At 62.4% G+C, this 17,098-nt stretch carries 12 protein-coding genes; 1 reads left to right on the plus strand and 11 read right to left on the minus strand.

Annotation, left to right across the window (positions count from 1 at the left end; all coding sequences use genetic code 11):
- Window positions 1–54: 54 nt before the first annotated feature.
- The 11 genes from rpoD to SFLMC1_RS08210 form a co-directional block, all read right to left on the minus strand.
- Window positions 55–1,404 carry an RNA polymerase sigma factor RpoD gene (rpoD, locus tag SFLMC1_RS08160; protein WP_152074589.1) on the minus strand — a complete coding sequence of 450 codons (1,350 nt, stop codon included), beginning with the start codon at window positions 1,402–1,404 and terminating at the stop codon, window positions 55–57.
- Window positions 1,405–1,514: 110 nt separating this feature from the next.
- Window positions 1,515–3,644: a DNA primase gene (gene dnaG, locus SFLMC1_RS08165; protein ID WP_152074588.1), complete on the minus strand. Its 2,130-nt coding sequence runs from the start codon at window positions 3,642–3,644 to the stop codon at window positions 1,515–1,517.
- The gene (ribF, locus tag SFLMC1_RS08170; RefSeq protein ID WP_226814288.1) at window positions 3,631–4,644 is read right to left on the minus strand and encodes a riboflavin biosynthesis protein RibF; all 1,014 of its coding nucleotides are present in this window, start codon (window positions 4,642–4,644) and stop codon (window positions 3,631–3,633) included. The genes dnaG and ribF overlap by 14 nt, the downstream gene beginning before the upstream one ends.
- The gene (gene truB, locus SFLMC1_RS08175; protein ID WP_152074587.1) at window positions 4,641–5,573 is read right to left on the minus strand and encodes a tRNA pseudouridine(55) synthase TruB; all 933 of its coding nucleotides are present in this window, start codon (window positions 5,571–5,573) and stop codon (window positions 4,641–4,643) included. Before truB ends, ribF begins: the two co-directional genes overlap by 4 nt.
- A gap of 15 nt (window positions 5,574–5,588) precedes the next feature.
- Window positions 5,589–6,632 carry a DHH family phosphoesterase gene (locus tag SFLMC1_RS08180; protein WP_152074586.1) on the minus strand — a complete coding sequence of 348 codons (1,044 nt, stop codon included), beginning with the start codon at window positions 6,630–6,632 and terminating at the stop codon, window positions 5,589–5,591.
- Window positions 6,625–7,035 (minus strand): 30S ribosome-binding factor RbfA, encoded by a 411-nt coding sequence (gene rbfA / locus SFLMC1_RS08185; RefSeq protein WP_152074585.1) that lies wholly within the window; start codon window positions 7,033–7,035, stop codon window positions 6,625–6,627. Before rbfA ends, SFLMC1_RS08180 begins: the two co-directional genes overlap by 8 nt.
- Before the next feature lie 11 nt (window positions 7,036–7,046).
- Entirely contained in the window at window positions 7,047–9,758 is a 2,712-nt protein-coding gene (gene infB, locus SFLMC1_RS08190; protein ID WP_152074584.1) for a translation initiation factor IF-2, read from the minus strand.
- Window positions 9,759–9,849: 91 nt separating this feature from the next.
- The gene (nusA, locus tag SFLMC1_RS08195; protein ID WP_152074583.1) at window positions 9,850–11,097 is read right to left on the minus strand and encodes a transcription termination factor NusA; all 1,248 of its coding nucleotides are present in this window, start codon (window positions 11,095–11,097) and stop codon (window positions 9,850–9,852) included.
- A 1-nt stretch (window position 11,098) separates the two neighbouring features.
- Window positions 11,099–11,593: a ribosome maturation factor RimP gene (rimP, locus tag SFLMC1_RS08200; RefSeq protein ID WP_152074582.1), complete on the minus strand. Its 495-nt coding sequence runs from the start codon at window positions 11,591–11,593 to the stop codon at window positions 11,099–11,101.
- 258 nt (window positions 11,594–11,851) lie between these two features.
- The gene (gene leuS, locus SFLMC1_RS08205) at window positions 11,852–14,428 is read right to left on the minus strand and encodes a leucine--tRNA ligase (RefSeq protein WP_152074581.1); all 2,577 of its coding nucleotides are present in this window, start codon (window positions 14,426–14,428) and stop codon (window positions 11,852–11,854) included.
- 260 nt (window positions 14,429–14,688) lie between these two features.
- Window positions 14,689–16,200 (minus strand): IMP dehydrogenase, encoded by a 1,512-nt coding sequence (locus SFLMC1_RS08210; protein WP_152074580.1) that lies wholly within the window; start codon window positions 16,198–16,200, stop codon window positions 14,689–14,691.
- A 193-nt stretch (window positions 16,201–16,393) separates the two neighbouring features.
- Here SFLMC1_RS08210 and SFLMC1_RS08215 point away from each other — a divergent pair, with 193 nt between their 5' ends.
- Window positions 16,394–16,741 carry a winged helix-turn-helix domain-containing protein gene (locus SFLMC1_RS08215; RefSeq protein ID WP_152074579.1) on the plus strand — a complete coding sequence of 116 codons (348 nt, stop codon included), beginning with the start codon at window positions 16,394–16,396 and terminating at the stop codon, window positions 16,739–16,741.
- The last annotated feature ends 357 nt before the right edge of the window (window positions 16,742–17,098 follow it).

The following is a 17,098-nucleotide window of genomic DNA, read 5'->3' on the forward strand; positions in this document are numbered from 1 at the left end:
TGACTACATGAAAGCGCCCTCAAGCGGATGTGCTTGAGGGCGCTTCTTGCTTGACTAGCTTTCGATGTAGTCCTTCAGCTTGCTGCTGCGGCTGGGGTGGCGGAGCTTGGCCAGGGTCTTGGACTCGATCTGGCGGATACGCTCGCGCGTGACGCCAAACTCGCGGCCGACTTCCTCGAGTGTGCGGGGGTGACCGTCAACGAGGCCAAAGCGCAACTCGATAACCTTACGCTCGCGATCGGCAAGCGAATCGAGTACCTGGGTGAGCTGTTCCTGCAGCATGGAGAAGCTGGCGGCATCGGGCGGAACGATAGCCTGGGAGTCCTCGATGAAGTCGCCCAGCTGGGAATCCTCTTCCTCGCCGATGGGGGTCTCGAGCGACACGGGCTCCTGCGAAATCTTCTGGATCTCGCGGACGCGGTCGGCACTCATGTCCATCTCGGCACCGATCTCCTCGGGGGTCGGGTCGCGACCCAGGTCTTGAAGGAGCTGGCGCTGCACGCGGACGAGCTTGTTGATGGTCTCGACCATGTGCACGGGGATACGGATGGTACGGGCCTGGTCGGCGATGGCACGCGTAATGGCCTGACGGATCCACCACGTGGCGTACGTGGAGAACTTGAAGCCCTTCTGGTAGTCGAACTTCTCGACGGCGCGAATCAGGCCGAGGTTGCCCTCCTGGATCAGGTCCAAGAACAGCATGCCGCGACCGACATAGCGCTTGGCGATGGAGACGACCAGACGCAGGTTGGCGCTGATGAGTGCCTGCTTGGCTTCGAGGCCCACGTTCTCAATGCGCGTAAGACGACGCATCTCGGCACGCGTGAGCTCGAGCTCGCCTGCCTCGTGGGCCTCGAGCTTCTCGGTGGCCTCGAGACCAGCCTCGATCTTCATGGCCAGATCGACCTCTTCGGAGGCGGTCAGCAGGTCGACCTTGCCGATCTCCTTAAGGTACATACGGACCGGATCGCCGGTCAGCATCACCGTGGAGGCATCGATGCCACGCACGCGCGAGCGTGAACGGGACGTGCGCACGGTGCGCTTCTTCTTGCTCTTGGAAGAACCCATCTCGGCGTCGGCCTGACGGGCCATCTTGAGCTCGTGATCATCGAGCGAGCCGGAATCGTGCTCGTCGTCATCATCGAAATCGTCGGTATCGGTATCATTATCGTCATCGTCGACGTCCATGGGGGCGTCGTCGTTACCGCTCGCGGAGATAATCTGGATGCCGCTGTTGCGCAGCGCGGAATACACCGCGGTGAGCTGCTCGTCAGAAACATCGATATCCTTCAGGGCGACCTGAATCTCGTCCTCGGTTACCGAAGTCCTGTTTGAGCCGTTGCCCATGAGCTTTGCAACGTAGGATTCCAGCCCAGTACCCGTGCTCTCAGTCTTTTTTGGCACAGATTCTCCCTTCATAGTCCACAGGACTCAATACTTTAGCACACACATGGACGTCTATACCCAAAAAGAGGACTGGATATAGGCGAGAATACGCTGGTTGACCACAACATCTAGGCCTGCTCGGCGCCCGCCGTCTCCAAACCAATCAAATTGAACGGATCAGCCACACCACCGATCGACTTTTGAAGCTCACGTTGGCGCTGAGAATCTTGCATCGCCTGCATCGTCAGCACGCGGCGCGCTTCATCGTCGAGCGACCGGTCCTGACGCAGCTTGGCCTGTGCGGCGCGCATGCGGCGCTTGATGGTATAGAGCTCGAGGGTGTCGAGCATAAAAACGATGTTCGTCTCGGTAGGATGCTTGCTCGTCGACGAAATTCGCCCGGCGCTGACAAGCGACGCTGCCTCGGGACACACCGCGCGCGCCGCATCCATGCACGCCGCGGGGTCGGTGCCCGGCGGCGTCGCCAACACGGCCCATGCGATGGACTCGTGGCGCGGATCCACCCACTCGATCGAGCAGATGCGGTCGGCATACGTGCGGAACAGGTCGGGATAGCTCGTGAGCATCGTCAGCAGCTCGCGCTCCCCTGCCAGGGATTTCCGCTCCAGATCGGTCAAAACAATCGGCATCGACGGAGCAGCCGTCGCGCTTGAACTATCGGCAGCGGGCACGGCGCTTTCCATCCCCGCCGGCACATCGATTGGCGGCAGATCCTCGTTGACCTCCACCGGCACGGCCCCATAGGCATCAAGCGGAACGTAGTCGTACGGGTCCTCCTCGACCGGTGCGGACATCGGCGGCGTCGCACCCGCGGCCCAGGCACCGCGGGCGGCACTGCGCGCACCAGCCGCACCGCCGCCCGAGCTTCGTCCCTGCGAACCGCTCGCGCGCTCAGCTTGCGCGCGTTGACGCTCGTAGCTCTGCTCACGCCGGCGCTCGGCGTCCTCGCGCTTGGCGACACCGCGAAACACACGGCCCGAGCTCGCGCGCACGGTCTCCAGGTCCAAACCCAACAGGTCGGCAATCTGGATAAAGTACGTATCGATCATGTAGCTGTCGCGTAGCGGATAGATGAGCGTCAGCGCATCCTCGAGCGCCTTGGCGCGGCCGCCCGGCGTAGTAATGTCGCTCGACTCTTGCAGCGACCGGTACACAAAGTCCATGAGGGGTTCGGCGGCGTTGATACGTGCCTGCAGCGCCTCACCACCATGCGCCGTGATGAACTCCATGGGGTCGTTGCCATCGGGCAGCACCACGCAGCGCAGGTCCATCGAATCCTGCTCGATAAACTGAATCGCGCGTCGCGCGGCCTTTTGACCGGCGGCGTCACCATCGAACATATACACGATGCGCTTGGCAAAACGGGTGAGTGTCTTAACGTGATGTTCCGTCAGCGCCGTGCCCAGCGTGGCGACGACGTTTTTGATCCCCGCCTCCCAGCAGGCGATGCAATCGGTATAGCCCTCAACCACGATGGCCGTATCCTGCGCGACGATAAACTCCTTGGCCCAGTTAAAGCCGTAGAGGTTTCGCTTTTTATGAAACACGCTCGTCTCGGCGGTGTTAAGGTACTTGGGCTGACCATCGCCCATGATGCGCCCGCCAAAGGCGATGTTATGACCCTGCTCATCGAAAATGGGAAACATCACGCGGTCGTAAAAGCGGTCCGCGAGCTGTCCGCGCCCGCGGCTCACGGCCACATTGGCATCGATCATCTCCTGTGGGGTAAAGCCCGCCTGCGAAAGGTGCGATACCAGCGCGTTGCGACCCGGCGCAAAGCCCAGGCAGTAGCGGCGACAGACGTCGCCGCCCATACCGCGGCTGGCAAAGTACTCGCGCGGACGGCTGTCCTTGCCGCGCATGAGCATGGTGTGGTAGAACTGGGCGGTTTCGGCGCACAGGTCATAGATGCGGGCACGCTTGGTGCCGCGATCGCGCTGTGCACCGGTATCGTGCAGTTCAATGCCCGCACGATCAGCCAAATAGCGGATCGACTCGGGAAAACTCAGGTTCTCGCGCTTCATGATATAGGTGAAGACGTCGCCGCCCTCACCGCAGCCAAAGCAGTGCCACACCTGCGTGGCAGGGATAATGTGAAACGACGGGGTCTTTTCGCCATGGAAGGGGCAGCAACCCCAAAACTCATGGCCACGGGGCTTGAGCTCAACCGTTTCCTGCACGATGGCAACCAGGTCGGACGCCGCGCGCACCTGGTCTTTCTCCTCATCGCTGATCACGGATGCTCACCCCCTGCTCACCCAAGTTATGACGGATATCCTCGATATTACCCTCGACGGTCGCGATTAGCTCGTCCAGCGAATCGAACACGCGAGACGGACGCAGCCAGCGCGTAAACGCCAGCGACACCGAGGCGCCATACAGGTCGCCCGCATACCCGATCAAGTTGGCCTCGAGATGCGCCGAGGCGGCATCATCGGCATAGGTCGGCGGCAAACCGACGTTGACGGCAGCAGGCCATACGGTATCGTCGACCAGCACCAGACCCTCATAGACGCCATCGGCAGGCACTTGGATGCCATCGGGCACCTGGATGTTTGCCGTGGGAAAACCCATGTCGGAGCCCTGGTGACGACCGCTGGCAACGACGCCTCGCAGCATATAGGGGCGGCCGAGCAGCTCGGCGGCAAGCTCAACATGACCCTGGCGCAGCTCCTGGCGAATACGGGTGGCACAGATCGTCTGTCCATCGACGCACAGCAACTCGTGGCCATAGACGTCAACTCCGTGCTCGGCTCCCCATACCTGCATCTCGGCAACGCCCGAAGCACCGCCGCGTCCCAACCTAAAGTCACTGCCCACGCGAATCGAGCGGATATCGACGACGCGCGACACAAGCTCAAGAAAGCTCACGTGGTCGAGTGCCGCCACCGCAGGCGTAAAGGGAACGGCCACCACCGCATCGACCCCGGTTTGAGCCAGGGCATGCAGGCGGTCGGCCGTCGTCATCAGTTTTTGAGCGGGCGATGGGCTCACCACGACATCCGGATCGGGATCAAAGGTGACCACGACCGCCTTGCAGCCGCGGGCGCGTGCGTCGCAAACGACCGCGTCGATCAGTCTGTGGTGCCCCCGATGCACGCCATCGAACACGCCGATGGCGATCGACGCGGCACCCAGACACGCGCAATCATCAAATGCATCGGCAGAAACGATACGGGCCTCATCCAACTCACCCGCAAAAAAGATACGCGCGAGCTCGTGAGGCGTCAGCATCATCGAACACCGCCGATCGCCTGGGGAAAGACGTGCTCCATCACAAAGCGACCGCCCTCGATACGGGCGAGCGCCTTGAGCCCGCCATCGAGTACCAGCGCAAACGGCGCCTTCGACACATCGAAGCCCGCAAGCGCGCGCTCAGTAGGAATACGACGTCCGCACAGCAGATCGTCGGCAAGATCACCCGGCAAGTCGACGCGCGTGGCACCCAGTGCAGCAATGGGATCTAAGGCAAAGCCGGCAACGGACTCGGCAGAAAGCTCCTCGACCGCATGGCAGGCACCGATGGAAACAACGCCGGAGGCTGTACGGTGCAGGGCGGAAATATGCGCGGCACTGTCGCAGGCGCGACCCAGATCGCGAGCGAGCGCGCGAATGTAGGTGCCTTTGCTTACCGAAAACGCCACGGTCCAGACGCACGTATCGCCCTCGCCGCTCACGGCGATCAGGTCGGCGGCATAGACCTCGACGGGGCGCGGAGGCAAGGCAGGCGCATTGCCCTCGCGAGCACTCTTATAGGCACGAACGCCATCGACCGAGATGGCCGAAAACGCTGGCGGCACCTGCAACTGCGGGCCAAGCATAGCGGCCAGCTGCTCACGGGCGTAAGCGAGATCGCGCAGCTCGGGGGTAACGGGCACCATGCGGACGGCTTCGCCCTCCGCGTCATCGGTATTGGTCTCGACGCCAAACGAAATATCGGCGACATAACTTTTGGTATCGAGGGTCAGCATGCCCAGCAGACGGGTCGCTTGGCCCACGCCCACCACCATGACACCCGAGGCCATGGGGTCGAGCGTACCGGCATGGCCGACGCGTCGCTCACGGAGGGCGCGTCGGCACTGCGAAACCACGTCGTGGGATGTACAGCCCACCGGCTTATCGACGGCGAGCAGCATATTCAATTGAGAAGGCGTACGACGAGCCATGTACCATCCAAAATGTTAGAACTCGACGGTCACCGAAGCGGGATCCTCCCCTACCAGCTCGGCCAGCATAGGGAGTGCCGCGGTGAGCGTCTCGAGAATCGTTCCGTTGTTAGAGAAACCGGCGGCCGCCGGATGCCCGCCACCGCCAAAAGCAGCGGCGATCTCGGAAACATTGAGGTCGCCCTTGGAGCGCAGGTTGCCGCGTACCTTGGTATCGCCCTCAATGCCCTTCAGGAACAGGCAGACCTCCACACCCATCACCGAACGCACCACATCGACCAGGCCGTCGCACTCGTCCGAAGTGACGCCGCAGGCCTCGAGGTCGCTCTGGTACGCATAACTATATGCCACGCGACCATGCGCCACCGTCTTGATGCGGCCCATAACGATGGACTTGAGATGCAAGAACTCCAAGCGCATGCTCTGGTAGACCTCGAGCGCAACGCGCGCCGGATCGGCACCGTGCGCGACAAGGCGCGAGGCGGCATGGAACGCAGCGGCATCGGCGTTTTGGTACTGAAAACGACCGGTATCGGTCACTAGACCGCACAGCAGGCAGGTCGCGACACTATCGCGCGCCACAATGCCGCAATTATCCAAAAAGCGGTCGATGATCATGGCGCAGGCCGCGGCGTCGACGCACCTGAGGCTCAGCTCGGCAAATTCCTCGCGCGCCGGATGGTGATCGAAGCACACCACATGCGACGAGCGGCGGAGCACCTCGGCGGAGTTGTTCAAACGCTCGACGACCGGCACGTCGACCGAGATGAACAGGTCCGGATTGCCGGCATACGCAGATGCGGGAACCAGACGGTCGGCGCCCTCCATAAAGCGGTAGATGCGCGGAACCGGATCATCGTCTGCAAGCAGCAGGGCAATGTCCTTGTTGGGATAGAACTTCATAAGCGAGAGGCCCAGGCCCAGCACGGAGCCCAGGGCGTCGCCATCGGGAGACGTATGTCCCGAAATCGCAATGGAGGACGCACCCTCGATGAGCTCGAGAATGCGTCGCTGAATATCTGCAGACTCGCACGATGTGAGGTCGGCGGAATTACTCATCTAAAGCTGCCTCCTGGGCGGCATCCGCTATTGGGTAGCCGTCCTCGTCCTTTTCGATCGCAAGCGTGGCGGGAACATTTTCCAGCGCGCGGGTGATGCGCTCGGCCTCATCGGTCGAGCGATCGATGCGAAAATCGAGCTCGGGCGTAACACGCCAATCGAGCGAGCGGGCCAACAGGCTACGGATGCGGCCCTTGGCGCTGGCGAGCGCCTCCATGACCTCGTCGTAGCGGCTCGCATCGCACGACACGTACACGCGCGCGAACGAACGGTCCAACGCGACCTCGACCGCGGTCAGGGTGACCAGGTCGAGGCGTGGATCGGAAACCTCAAAGAGCAGGATATAACCGAGCTTCTCGCGAAGCTGCTCGCCCAGACGGCGGGTTGCCTGCGTTTGCTTCATAGCGCTACCCCCTACTCGGTACGGGCAACCTGATCGATGCGGTAGCCCTCAATGGTGTCTCCAGGCTTGATGTCCTGGAAGTTCTCCAGGCCAATGCCGCCCTCGGAGCCGCTCTTGAGGCCCTTGGCCTCGTCCTTGTAGTGGCGCATCGAGGCAATCTTGCCATTGAAGACCACGATGCCGTCGCGCACCAGGCGCACGGAATCGGTCGCGGCGATCTCGCCCTCTTCGACGCGGACACCGGCGGCGATGCCGACTTTGGGCACCTTGAAGGTATCCAGGACCGTCGCGGAACCCGTGGAGACCTCGACCTCGGTGGGCTTGAGCATGCCGATGCGGGCAGCGTCGAGCTCCTCGAGGCACTTATAGATGACGTCGTAGCAACGGATCTCGACGCCCTCGCGCTCGGCGGCGGAGCGGGCCTTGCCGTCGGGACGCACACCAAAGCCGATGATAATGGCATTGGAGGCGTCGGCCAGGACGACGTCGGTCTCGTTGATGGCGCCGACCGCGGAGTGAATCGTGTTGATGCGCACCTCGGACTGATCCATCTTGTCAAGGGAGTCCTGAAGGGCCTCGATGGAGCCCTGGACGTCGGCCTTGATGATCAGGTTGAGCTCCTTGACCTCGGCGTCGGCGATGGTCTCGAAGAGGTTCTCGAGCGTCACGTGTTTCACGCGGCTCTGCTCCTCGATACGGGCCTTGAGCGAACGCTCATCGGCCAGCGCACGTGCCTCGCGCTCGTCCTCGAACACGCGGAACTCATCGCCGGCGTTGGGGACGGACTGCAGGCCCAGGATCTCGACGGCGTCGGAGGGACCGGCCTCGGTAACGGCGTGGCCCTTGGGGTCGAGCATGGCACGGACGCGGCCATAGGTGAGGCCGGCAACCAGCGTGTCGCCCACGTGCAGGGTACCGCGGGTCACGAGCACCGTGGCAACCGAACCGCGGCCCTTGTCGAGCTTGGCCTCGAGGACGTTACCGGAGGCAAAGGTGTCGGGGTTGGCCTTGAGCTCGAGCACGTCGGCCTGGAGCAGCACGGTCTCGAGCAGGTCGTCGATACCGATCTTCTGCTTGGCCGAGATGTTGACGAACATGTTCTGCCCGCCCCACTCCTCGGGGATGATGCCGTACTCGGTGAGCTCCTGGCGCACGCGGTCGGGGTTGGCACCCGGCTTATCGATCTTGTTGACGGCGACGACGATGGGAACGCCGGCGGCCTTGGCGTGGTTGATCGACTCGATGGTCTGGGGCATGACGCCGTCGTCGGCAGCCACGATCAGGATGACGATATCGGTCACCTTGGCGCCGCGGGCACGCATGGCCGTAAAGGTCGCGTGACCGGGGGTATCGATGAAGGTGATCTTGCGGCCGTTGATCATGACCTGCGAAGCACCGATGGCCTGCGTGATGCCGCCCGCCTCGCCGGCAGCGACGCCGGTGTGACGGATGGCGTCGAGCAGGCTCGTCTTGCCGTGGTCGACGTGACCCATGACGGTGACGACCGGGGCGCGCGGCTTAAGGTCGGCGGGATCGTCGTAGAACGAGAAGGTGTTCTCCTCCTCGGGGGTGATGATCTTGATCTGACGGCCCAGGTCGTCGGCAACGAGCTCGACGAGGTCGTCGGACATGGACTGCGTCATGGTGAGCGGCGTGCCCAGCAGGAACAGGCGCTTGATGATGTCGTTAGCCGGAACATCGAGCGCCTCGGCGAGCTCCTGGACCGTAACGCCCTGGGAGACCTTGATGGCATCGAGTTCCTCGGGGTTCACGCCCTGGGCCAATGCCTCCTCTATCTTGCGCTCCTCCTGAGCCTTTGCAGCCTCGCGCTCGCGCTTCTCCTTGCGCTTCTTGCGGCGACCGGTGGACTCGCGAGAGGCCTCCTCGACGGCGGCGCGGGCCTCCTCGAGCACCTTCTCGCGACTGTACTCCTCGGCCTCGCGAGCCATGCGGCTGTAGTGGTCCTCTTCGTTGTTGTGACCACCCTTGCGCTTCTTGCCCTTGCCCTGCTTATCGGGGTTGGGGAAGTCCATGCCGGCAGCGATGTTGTTGCTGGCGTTGGTGCGATGGCTGTGCGGACGACTCTCGGAGGCGTTGCGCTCGGAGTTGTTATCGGCGGCGTTGCGGTCATTACGACGGCCACCGCGACGATCGTTATTGCCGCGACGGTTACCGCGCTCGGAGGAACGCTCGGCCTTGGCCTTGTTCTCGGCGTCTTTCTTCTCCTTGAGCACGGTCTCCTGTGCGGCGATCTGGTCGAGCAGCGAACGGAAGCGCGAACCGGAGTCGGAAGCGGGAACGGCGCGGCGCTGGGCCTCGCGGGCAGCCTCTTCCTTCTCGCGGGCAAGGCGCTCCTGCTCGGCCTTCTTCTTGGCCTCGGCCTCGGCGCGGGCGGCCTCCTCGGCAGCCTGGGCGGCGGCGAACTGGCGGCGCTCCTCCTCGCGTGCCTTCTCGGCGGCGATGCGCTCGCGCTCGGCCTCGGCAGCGCGCGCTGCCTCCTCGGCGGCAGCCGCCTCCTCCTCGGCCTGCTTGGCGGCCTCGACTTCCTGGGCGCGGGCCTCGATCACCGGGGCGAGCTGCTTGCGGACCATGGCGACGTAGGCGTCCTCCAGGGCGGAGGAAGCGGACTTAGCGGGAATCTTCATTTCGGCGAGATGACCCATCAGTTCCTTGGAGGTCATGCCGAACTCTTTGGCCAGGGTGGACACACGGACTTTTGCCATATGACTTCACCTACCCTTTCTGGCACCTAGGGTGCCTAGAGACTGAACGAGCGTGGGAGATGCACCGGGACCCGCCCGGCGCGACCGCGCGCTAGATCAGGTCCTCCGCATCATCGAAGGCGTCGGTGTCGTGGACACCACAGAAACGGGAGCCGGGACGGGCCTGGTTACGGCACTGGACGCCGTCCTCGGACACGTACTCGCAGCGACGGACGTCGTCGTCTTCCTCGTCACCGATCAGGTCGGCAGCGGGCTCCTCGTGAACCGGGACGTTCTTGAGAATGTCGGCGGCAAGGGTCTCGGACTTGATGTCGATGTGCCAGCCGGTCAGGCGAGCGGCGAGGCGGGCGTTCTGGCCCTCCTTGCCGATGGCGAGGGACAGCTGGTCGTCGGGCACGATGACGCCGGCGTAGGCCTTCTCCTCGTCGATGAGGACGCGGGTAACCTTGGCCGGCGACAGGGCGTTGGCGACATAGACGGCCGGGTCGGCATCCCACAGGATGACGTCGACGCGCTCGCCACGGAGCTCGCCCACGACGGCGCGAACACGGCTGCCCTTGGGGCCGACGCAGGCGCCCACGGGATCCAGGCGGTCGTCGAGCGAGTGGACGGCGACCTTGGAGCGCTGGCCGGGCTCGCGGGCGATCGACTTGATCTGGACGGTGCCCTCATAGATCTCGGGCACCTCCTGCTCAAACAGACGACGCATGAGCTCGGGGTGGGTGCGGGAGATGACGATCGGCGGACGGCTGTGCTCGCCGCGAACCGGCTGCAGGTTGGAGTTGGGGTCGCGGACGTCGATGATCACGGCCTTGATGTGCTGGTTATGCAGATAGCGCTCGCCCATCGGACGCTCGTTGCGCTCGTTCTCGTAACGGCGCTGGTCAAAATGCGGCAGCTCGGCCTCGACGCCATCACGGATCTTGACGATGGTGAAGTCGGGCGTGGACTGCAGTACGGTACCGCTGATGAGGTCACCGATGCGGCCGGAGAACTCCTCGTAGATCTGCTCGCGGGCGGAGTTGCGAACGATGGCGTTGATCTCGGCCTTGGCGTGCTGGGCGGCGATGCGGCTCGTGTTCTTGGGGGTGACGTCGATCTCCTCGAACTCGGTGAAGTTGCCCTCCTCGTCCATGGAATCGTCGATCGGCTCCAGGCGGTAGACGTAAATCTTACCGGTGGTGCGGTCGATGGTGACCTTGGCGCCCCACTCAAGATGCAGGATCTCGGCATAGCTCTTGGCGAGCGACTGCTCCAGGCGGTCGATCAGATAGAGCTGGTCGATGTGCTTATCCTGGCAAAGCTCCATCAGGGCGGACATCATGTCGGATGCTGCCATGTTACTTTCCTTCCTTCGCGGGCTTGAAGTCGTAGGTGGGCTTCAACTTGCACTTTTTAACATCACAGAAATCGAGGGTGACGGACTCGCCGTCCTCGAGCTCGAGGGTCACGTCGGTCTCGGTCGCGGCGGCAATCTTGCCGGTATACTTGCGACGGCCCTCGGTGGCGGTGGAGGTAAGCTCGCAGTCCTCGCCCACAAAGCGGGCAAAGTCGCGCGGGCGGCGCAGCGGGCGCGCCATGCCCGGGCTCGACACCTCGAGCGTATAGCTCGAAGAGATGGGGTCGAGCTCCTCGATCACGTCGCCGACCCACTTGGTATTGGCCGTGACGTCGTTGAGCGACAGGCTCTGGCCCTCGGCACCCTCGATACGCACACGCACGCAGGGGGCCTTGGTGGCGCCCACGAGCTCCACGTCGACAATGTCGACATCGTGCTGGGGAGCGACGGCCTCGAGCGCGTCGATAATCGCCTGCTCGGTCTTGGTCTTGACCATTGCGGCACCTCCATCCATACAAAAAAGAAGCGGGGCCGAAACCCCACTTCTTTCAATTACAACTTCATTTGCAAGCAAACTATACCAATACCTGCACAAACGTGCAAGCGATACGGAAATTCGCAGGTCAGCGTGCCCACAGCATCTCCACAAGAATAGAACAATTGACCGCGGGCACCCAGGAGGGCAAGTGAAAACGAGGGGCGACCCGAGCGGAATCGCCCTTCGTCTTTCATGCGTCAACTATGCGCGCGGCATCTACTTGACGACAAGGTTGACCAGCTTGCCGGGCACGCAGATGGCCTTGACGACCGTCTTGCCCTCGAGCCACTTGGCAACGGCTTCCTCGGCGGCAGCCTGCATCTCCTCGTTGGAGGCATCGCGGGCCACGTCGATGCGGCCACGGACCTTACCGAGCACCTGGACGACGATCTGCACGGTTTCCTCGATGGACTCGGCCAGGTCGAACTCGGGCCAGGCGGCGGTGTAGGCGTTGCCCTCGCAGCCGAGTGCCTCGTGCCACAGTTCGTCGGCCCAGAACGGGCAGATGGGCGCCAGGACGCTCACGATGTCCTTGGCCACGCCGTAGCACAGCGCCTTGTCGCGGTCGGCATCCTCGGTGGCGTTGAGGTAGGCGCTCGCCGCGTTGACGAGCTCCATGACGGCCGAGATGGCGGTGTTGAACTGGCCACGGTCGAAGTCCTCGGTGCACTTGGCGATGGTGCGGTGACGCTCGCGATAGAGCTTCATCGCAACCTCATCAAGGATGGTCTTGTCAAAGGCCACGCCGGCGTCACCCGACTGGACGAGCTGCCACACGATACGCCAGGCGCGCTTGATAAAGCGGTTGGCGCCCTCGACGGCCTTGGGATCCCAGTCGAAGTCCTTCTCGGGCGGGGCGATAAACAGGATCGCCAGACGCATGGTGTCGGCGCCGTAGGGCTCGATGACCGAGCTCGGGGGCACGACGTTGCCCTTGGACTTGGACATGGTGTCGCCGTTCTCGTCCTTGACCATGCCCTGGCACAGCAGGTTGGTAAAGGGCTCGTCCACGCTCAGCAGGCCCAGGTCGCGCAGCGCCTTGGTAAAGAAGCGGCTGTAGAGCAGGTGCAGAATGGCGTGCTCGATACCACCGATGTAGTTATCGACAGGCATCCAGCGGTCTGCCGCCTCGCGGGAGAAGGGCAGCTCGGTGTTGTGCGGGTCGGTATAGCGCAGGTAATACCAGCTGGAGCAGGTGAAGGTGTCCATGGTATCGGTCTCGCGCTTGGCCGGGCGGCCGCAGACCGGGCAGGTGGTCTCGTAGAAGTCCTTGCACTCGGCGAGGGTCTCGCCGGCGCCCAGATCCAGGTTCTCGGGCAGCGTCACCGGCAGCTGATCTTCGGGAACGGGCACAATGCCGCAGTGCTCGCAGTGGATGGCCGGGATGGGGTTACCCCAATAGCGCTGGCGGCTGATGAGCCAGTCGCGCAGGCGGAACTCGACCTTGCGACGACCACAGCCCATGGTCTCGAGGTCGGCCACGATGGCAGCCTCGCCCTCGGAGTGCTTACCGCCACGCATGCCGGTGTACTTGCCGGACTGGACGAGCGTACCCTCGGCAGCGTGGGCGCAATCCCAGTCGACGGTCTCGGCATGGAAGGTATCGATGGTCTCGCCGCTGGCCTCGACGGCAGCGCGATCTTCATCGTCAAGGATGATCGGGACGATCGGCAGGTCGTACTTGCGGGCAAACTCAAAGTCGCGCTGGTCGCCGCAGGGGACGGCCATGACGGCGCCGGTGCCGTAGTCGGCAACGACATAATCGGCAACCCACACGGGGACCTTCTCGCCGTTGACGGGGTTCACCACATAGCGGCCGGTAAAGGCACCGTGCTTCTCGAGAGTGCCCTGGGCACGCTCGACGGCAGAGATGTGCTTGGAATCCTCGACGATCTTGGTGACGGCCTCCTCGTACTCCGTGCCCTCGACGAGCTCGTGCAGACGAGCGTACTCGGGAGCCAGGACAAAGAAGGAGACGCCAAAGAGGGTATCGGCACGCGTGGTGAAGACGGTGATCTTGCCCTCGTCGCCCTCAATGGGCTCCCCATCCTTGTCGCACAGGGTAAAGTCGACCTCGGCGCCCTCGGAGCGACCGATCCAGTTGGCCTGCATCTGCTTGACGCGCTCGGGCCAGCCGGGAAGCTTCTCCAGGTCGTCGAGCAGCTCCTGGGAGTACTCGGTGATCTTGAAGTACCACTGCTCAAGGTCGCGCTTCTCGGGCTCGGTGCCGCAGCGCCAGCACTTGCCCTCGGTGACCTGCTCGTTGGCAAGAACAGTCTTGCAGGTAGGGCACCAGTTGACCGGGTTCTTCTTGCGGTAGACCAGGCCCTTTTCCCACATCTTCTCAAAGATCCACTGGCCCCAGCGGTAATAGTCGGGGCTGCAGGTCTTAACCATGCGATCCAGATCGTAGGAGAAGCCCATGCGCCTCATCGTGGCAAGCGCCTGATCCATGTTCTTATACGTCCAGGCGGCAGCCTGCGTGTTGTGCTTGATGGCGGCATTCTCGGCAGGCAGGCCAAAGGCATCGAAGCCGATGGGGTGCAGCACGTCGTAGCCGCGCATGCGGGCCTGACGGGCCATGGCGTCGCCGATGGTGTAGTTGCGCGCATGGCCCATGTGAAGGTCGCCCGACGGATACGGGAACATCTCGAGCACGTACTTCTTGGGCTTACTATCGTCGGTGTCGACGGCAAAGAGGTCGGAGTCCTCCCAGGCCTTCATCCACTTGGACTCAATGGCCTGCGCGTCGTAGGCAGGGATCTCGTCCTTATGATCTGTGCAATCGCACATATCAGCTCCTTTAATCTTGGCTGGGGTCGGTCGGTTTGGCTTTATACGCTACTGCGGACAGTCCTGCGCAAGACGAAGAGCACATTAAGTGCTCTTCTTTGCGTGCGGAACTTGTAGCGAACAAAGCCAAACCGACCGACCCTAAGGTTAACTTGACTGATGATAGCAAATACAACAAGCGAGATGCCTGCGACTTGCATGCATCTCGCTTTATCTAAATAACGTGGTTGATGCTCAACCTTTGATATGTAGCTCCAACCTTATCGATAGGAAACGCTCTGCTGGGAGTCTTTCACGACCACATCGTGGGCGCCGCCTTCGACGATGGAGGTGGAGCTGACCAGCGTTAGGCGTGCCTTTTCCTGGAGCTCGGGAATCGAGAGGGCACCGCAGTTGCACATCGTAGACTTAACCTTGTAAAGCGTGCCGCCCACGCCGTCCTTGAGGGAGCCGGCGTACGGGACGTAGGAATCGACGCCCTCGACGAAGCTGAGCTTCGCGGCGCCGCCCAGGTCATAGCGCTGCCAGTTGCGGGCACGCGCGGAACCCTCGCCCCAGTACTCCTTCATGTACTGGCCGTTGACGTTGACGCGCTCGGTCGGGCTCTCGTCAAAGCGGGCGAAGTAACGGCCCAGCATCATAAAGTCGGCACCCATGGCAAGGGCGAGCGTCATGTGGTAATCGTAGACGATACCGCCGTCGGAGCACACGGGCACGTAGACGCCGGTCTCCTCGTAGTACTCGTCGCGAGCGCGGCAGACGTCGATCAGTGCGGTGGCCTGGCCACGGCCGATGCCCTTGGTCTCGCGGGTGATGCAGATGGAACCGCCGCCGATACCGACCTTGATGAAGTCGGCACCGCTGTCGGCCAGGAAGCGGAAGCCCTCGGCGTCGACGACGTTACCGGCGCCGACCTTGACGTCCTCGCCGTAGTTGGCGCGGATCCACTCGATGGTGCGCTTCTGCCACTCGCTGAAGCCCTCGGAAGAGTCGATGCACAGGACGTCGGCACCGGCCTCGATGAGCAGCGGCACGCGCTCGGCATAGTCGCGGGTGTTGATGCCGGCACCGACCATGTAGCGCTTATCGCCATCGAGTAGCTCGTTGGGGTTGGTCTTGTGGCTGTCGTAGTCCTTGCGGAAGACGATACCCATGAGGTGATCGTTGTCGTCGACGATGGGCAGGGCGTTGAGCTTGTTGTCCCAGATGACGTCGTTGGCAACCTTGAGGCTAATGTTCTTGTCGCCCACGATGAGCTGCTCACGCGGGGTCATAAACTCGGAGACCTTCTTCTGGTGGTCATCGCGGCTGGGGCGATAGTCACGGCTGGTGACGATACCCAGGAGCTTGCCCCTGGGAGTGCCGTCGTCGGTGACCGGCATAGTGGAGTGACCGGTCTTATCCTTGAGCTCGATGACCTGCTCCATGGTCATATCGCGGGTCAGCGTAGAATCGGACTGAACGAAGCCGGCCTTGTGATCCTTGACGGCCTTGACCATGGCGGCCTCGGACTCGGGGGTCTGGGAACCATAGATGAAGGACAGGCCACCCTCAGTAGCGAGCGCGACACCCATGTCGACGCCCGAGACGGACTGCATGATGGCAGAAACCATGGGGATGTTCAGGGTGATTGCCGGCTTCTCACCGCGCTTGAAGCGGGTTAGCGGCGTCTTGAGAGAGACGTTGTTGGGGATGCACTGCGAGGACGAGTAACCAGGGACCAGCAGATACTCCGAAAACGTGTGGGACTCACCGGGAAAGAACGTAGCCATGTTTCTCCTTTTTCCATGCGACCGGTCGGCTGCAGGCCTCGTAGGACCCAGCCCAACCTTGGGCGCCCAATACTGGGAAAGTATCTTAACGTACTTTGACTGCTACAATGCATGATTTAAGAAGAGCACACGAGGGTTTGACGCAGGCTTTGCGTTTGCCCAGCAAACACTTTAGCGGGGAGACGTGAGGCACATGGAGTACAAGACGACGGCGAAGCTCGTCATTCAAGCGTGCGACAAAGATCTGCCGGGCGTGTTCGGCCATGGTTGCGTTTTGTTGCTGCAAGGCATCGCCCGCGAGCACTCGCTGAACCGCGCCGCAAAGAGCATGGGCATGGCCTATTCCAAAGCGTGGCGTATTGTAAACGAGGCCGAAGGACAGCTGGGCTGCAAGCTCATCGAGCGCGACGGCGCCCGCGGATCGACGCTCACGCCGGCCGGCGAGCGCGCCATAGCGGCCTACGAGGAGCTGCAGGCAGAGATCAACAACGTCATCGCCACAAAAGCCGACGCTCTTATCGCGAGCATCAACGCAAAGTAGACTATCTGGGCCGATCATTGGTCCGCCGCACTAACGAATTAAGACGCGCGCCATAAAATGCGCCCATTTACTACGTTTAGTTGAACGCCCTCGACCACCCCGGATTTCGTGAAAACAAAACCGCTGGTAGACGGCTTGCCATTTTTCAAAGATGGCGGGTATGGTTGACCCCAAGGGGTTTAACGTAGTAGATAGGCCGTTTTCGTGGCACGTGCCCCGATAAGACAATATGGAAAGTACCCCATTCAGCGCTTTGAGTAGTCAATTTGGGACGGGGCTATTTTAGCTACCCCTGCCGTTAATCGACCAAACCGTTCGCGCTACCTGCCAAGGTAGCTAAAATAGCCCCGTCCCAAA

The sequence above is a fragment of the Collinsella aerofaciens genome (assembly GCF_901212495.1).
Classification (GTDB): domain Bacteria; phylum Actinomycetota; class Coriobacteriia; order Coriobacteriales; family Coriobacteriaceae; genus Collinsella; species Collinsella aerofaciens_H.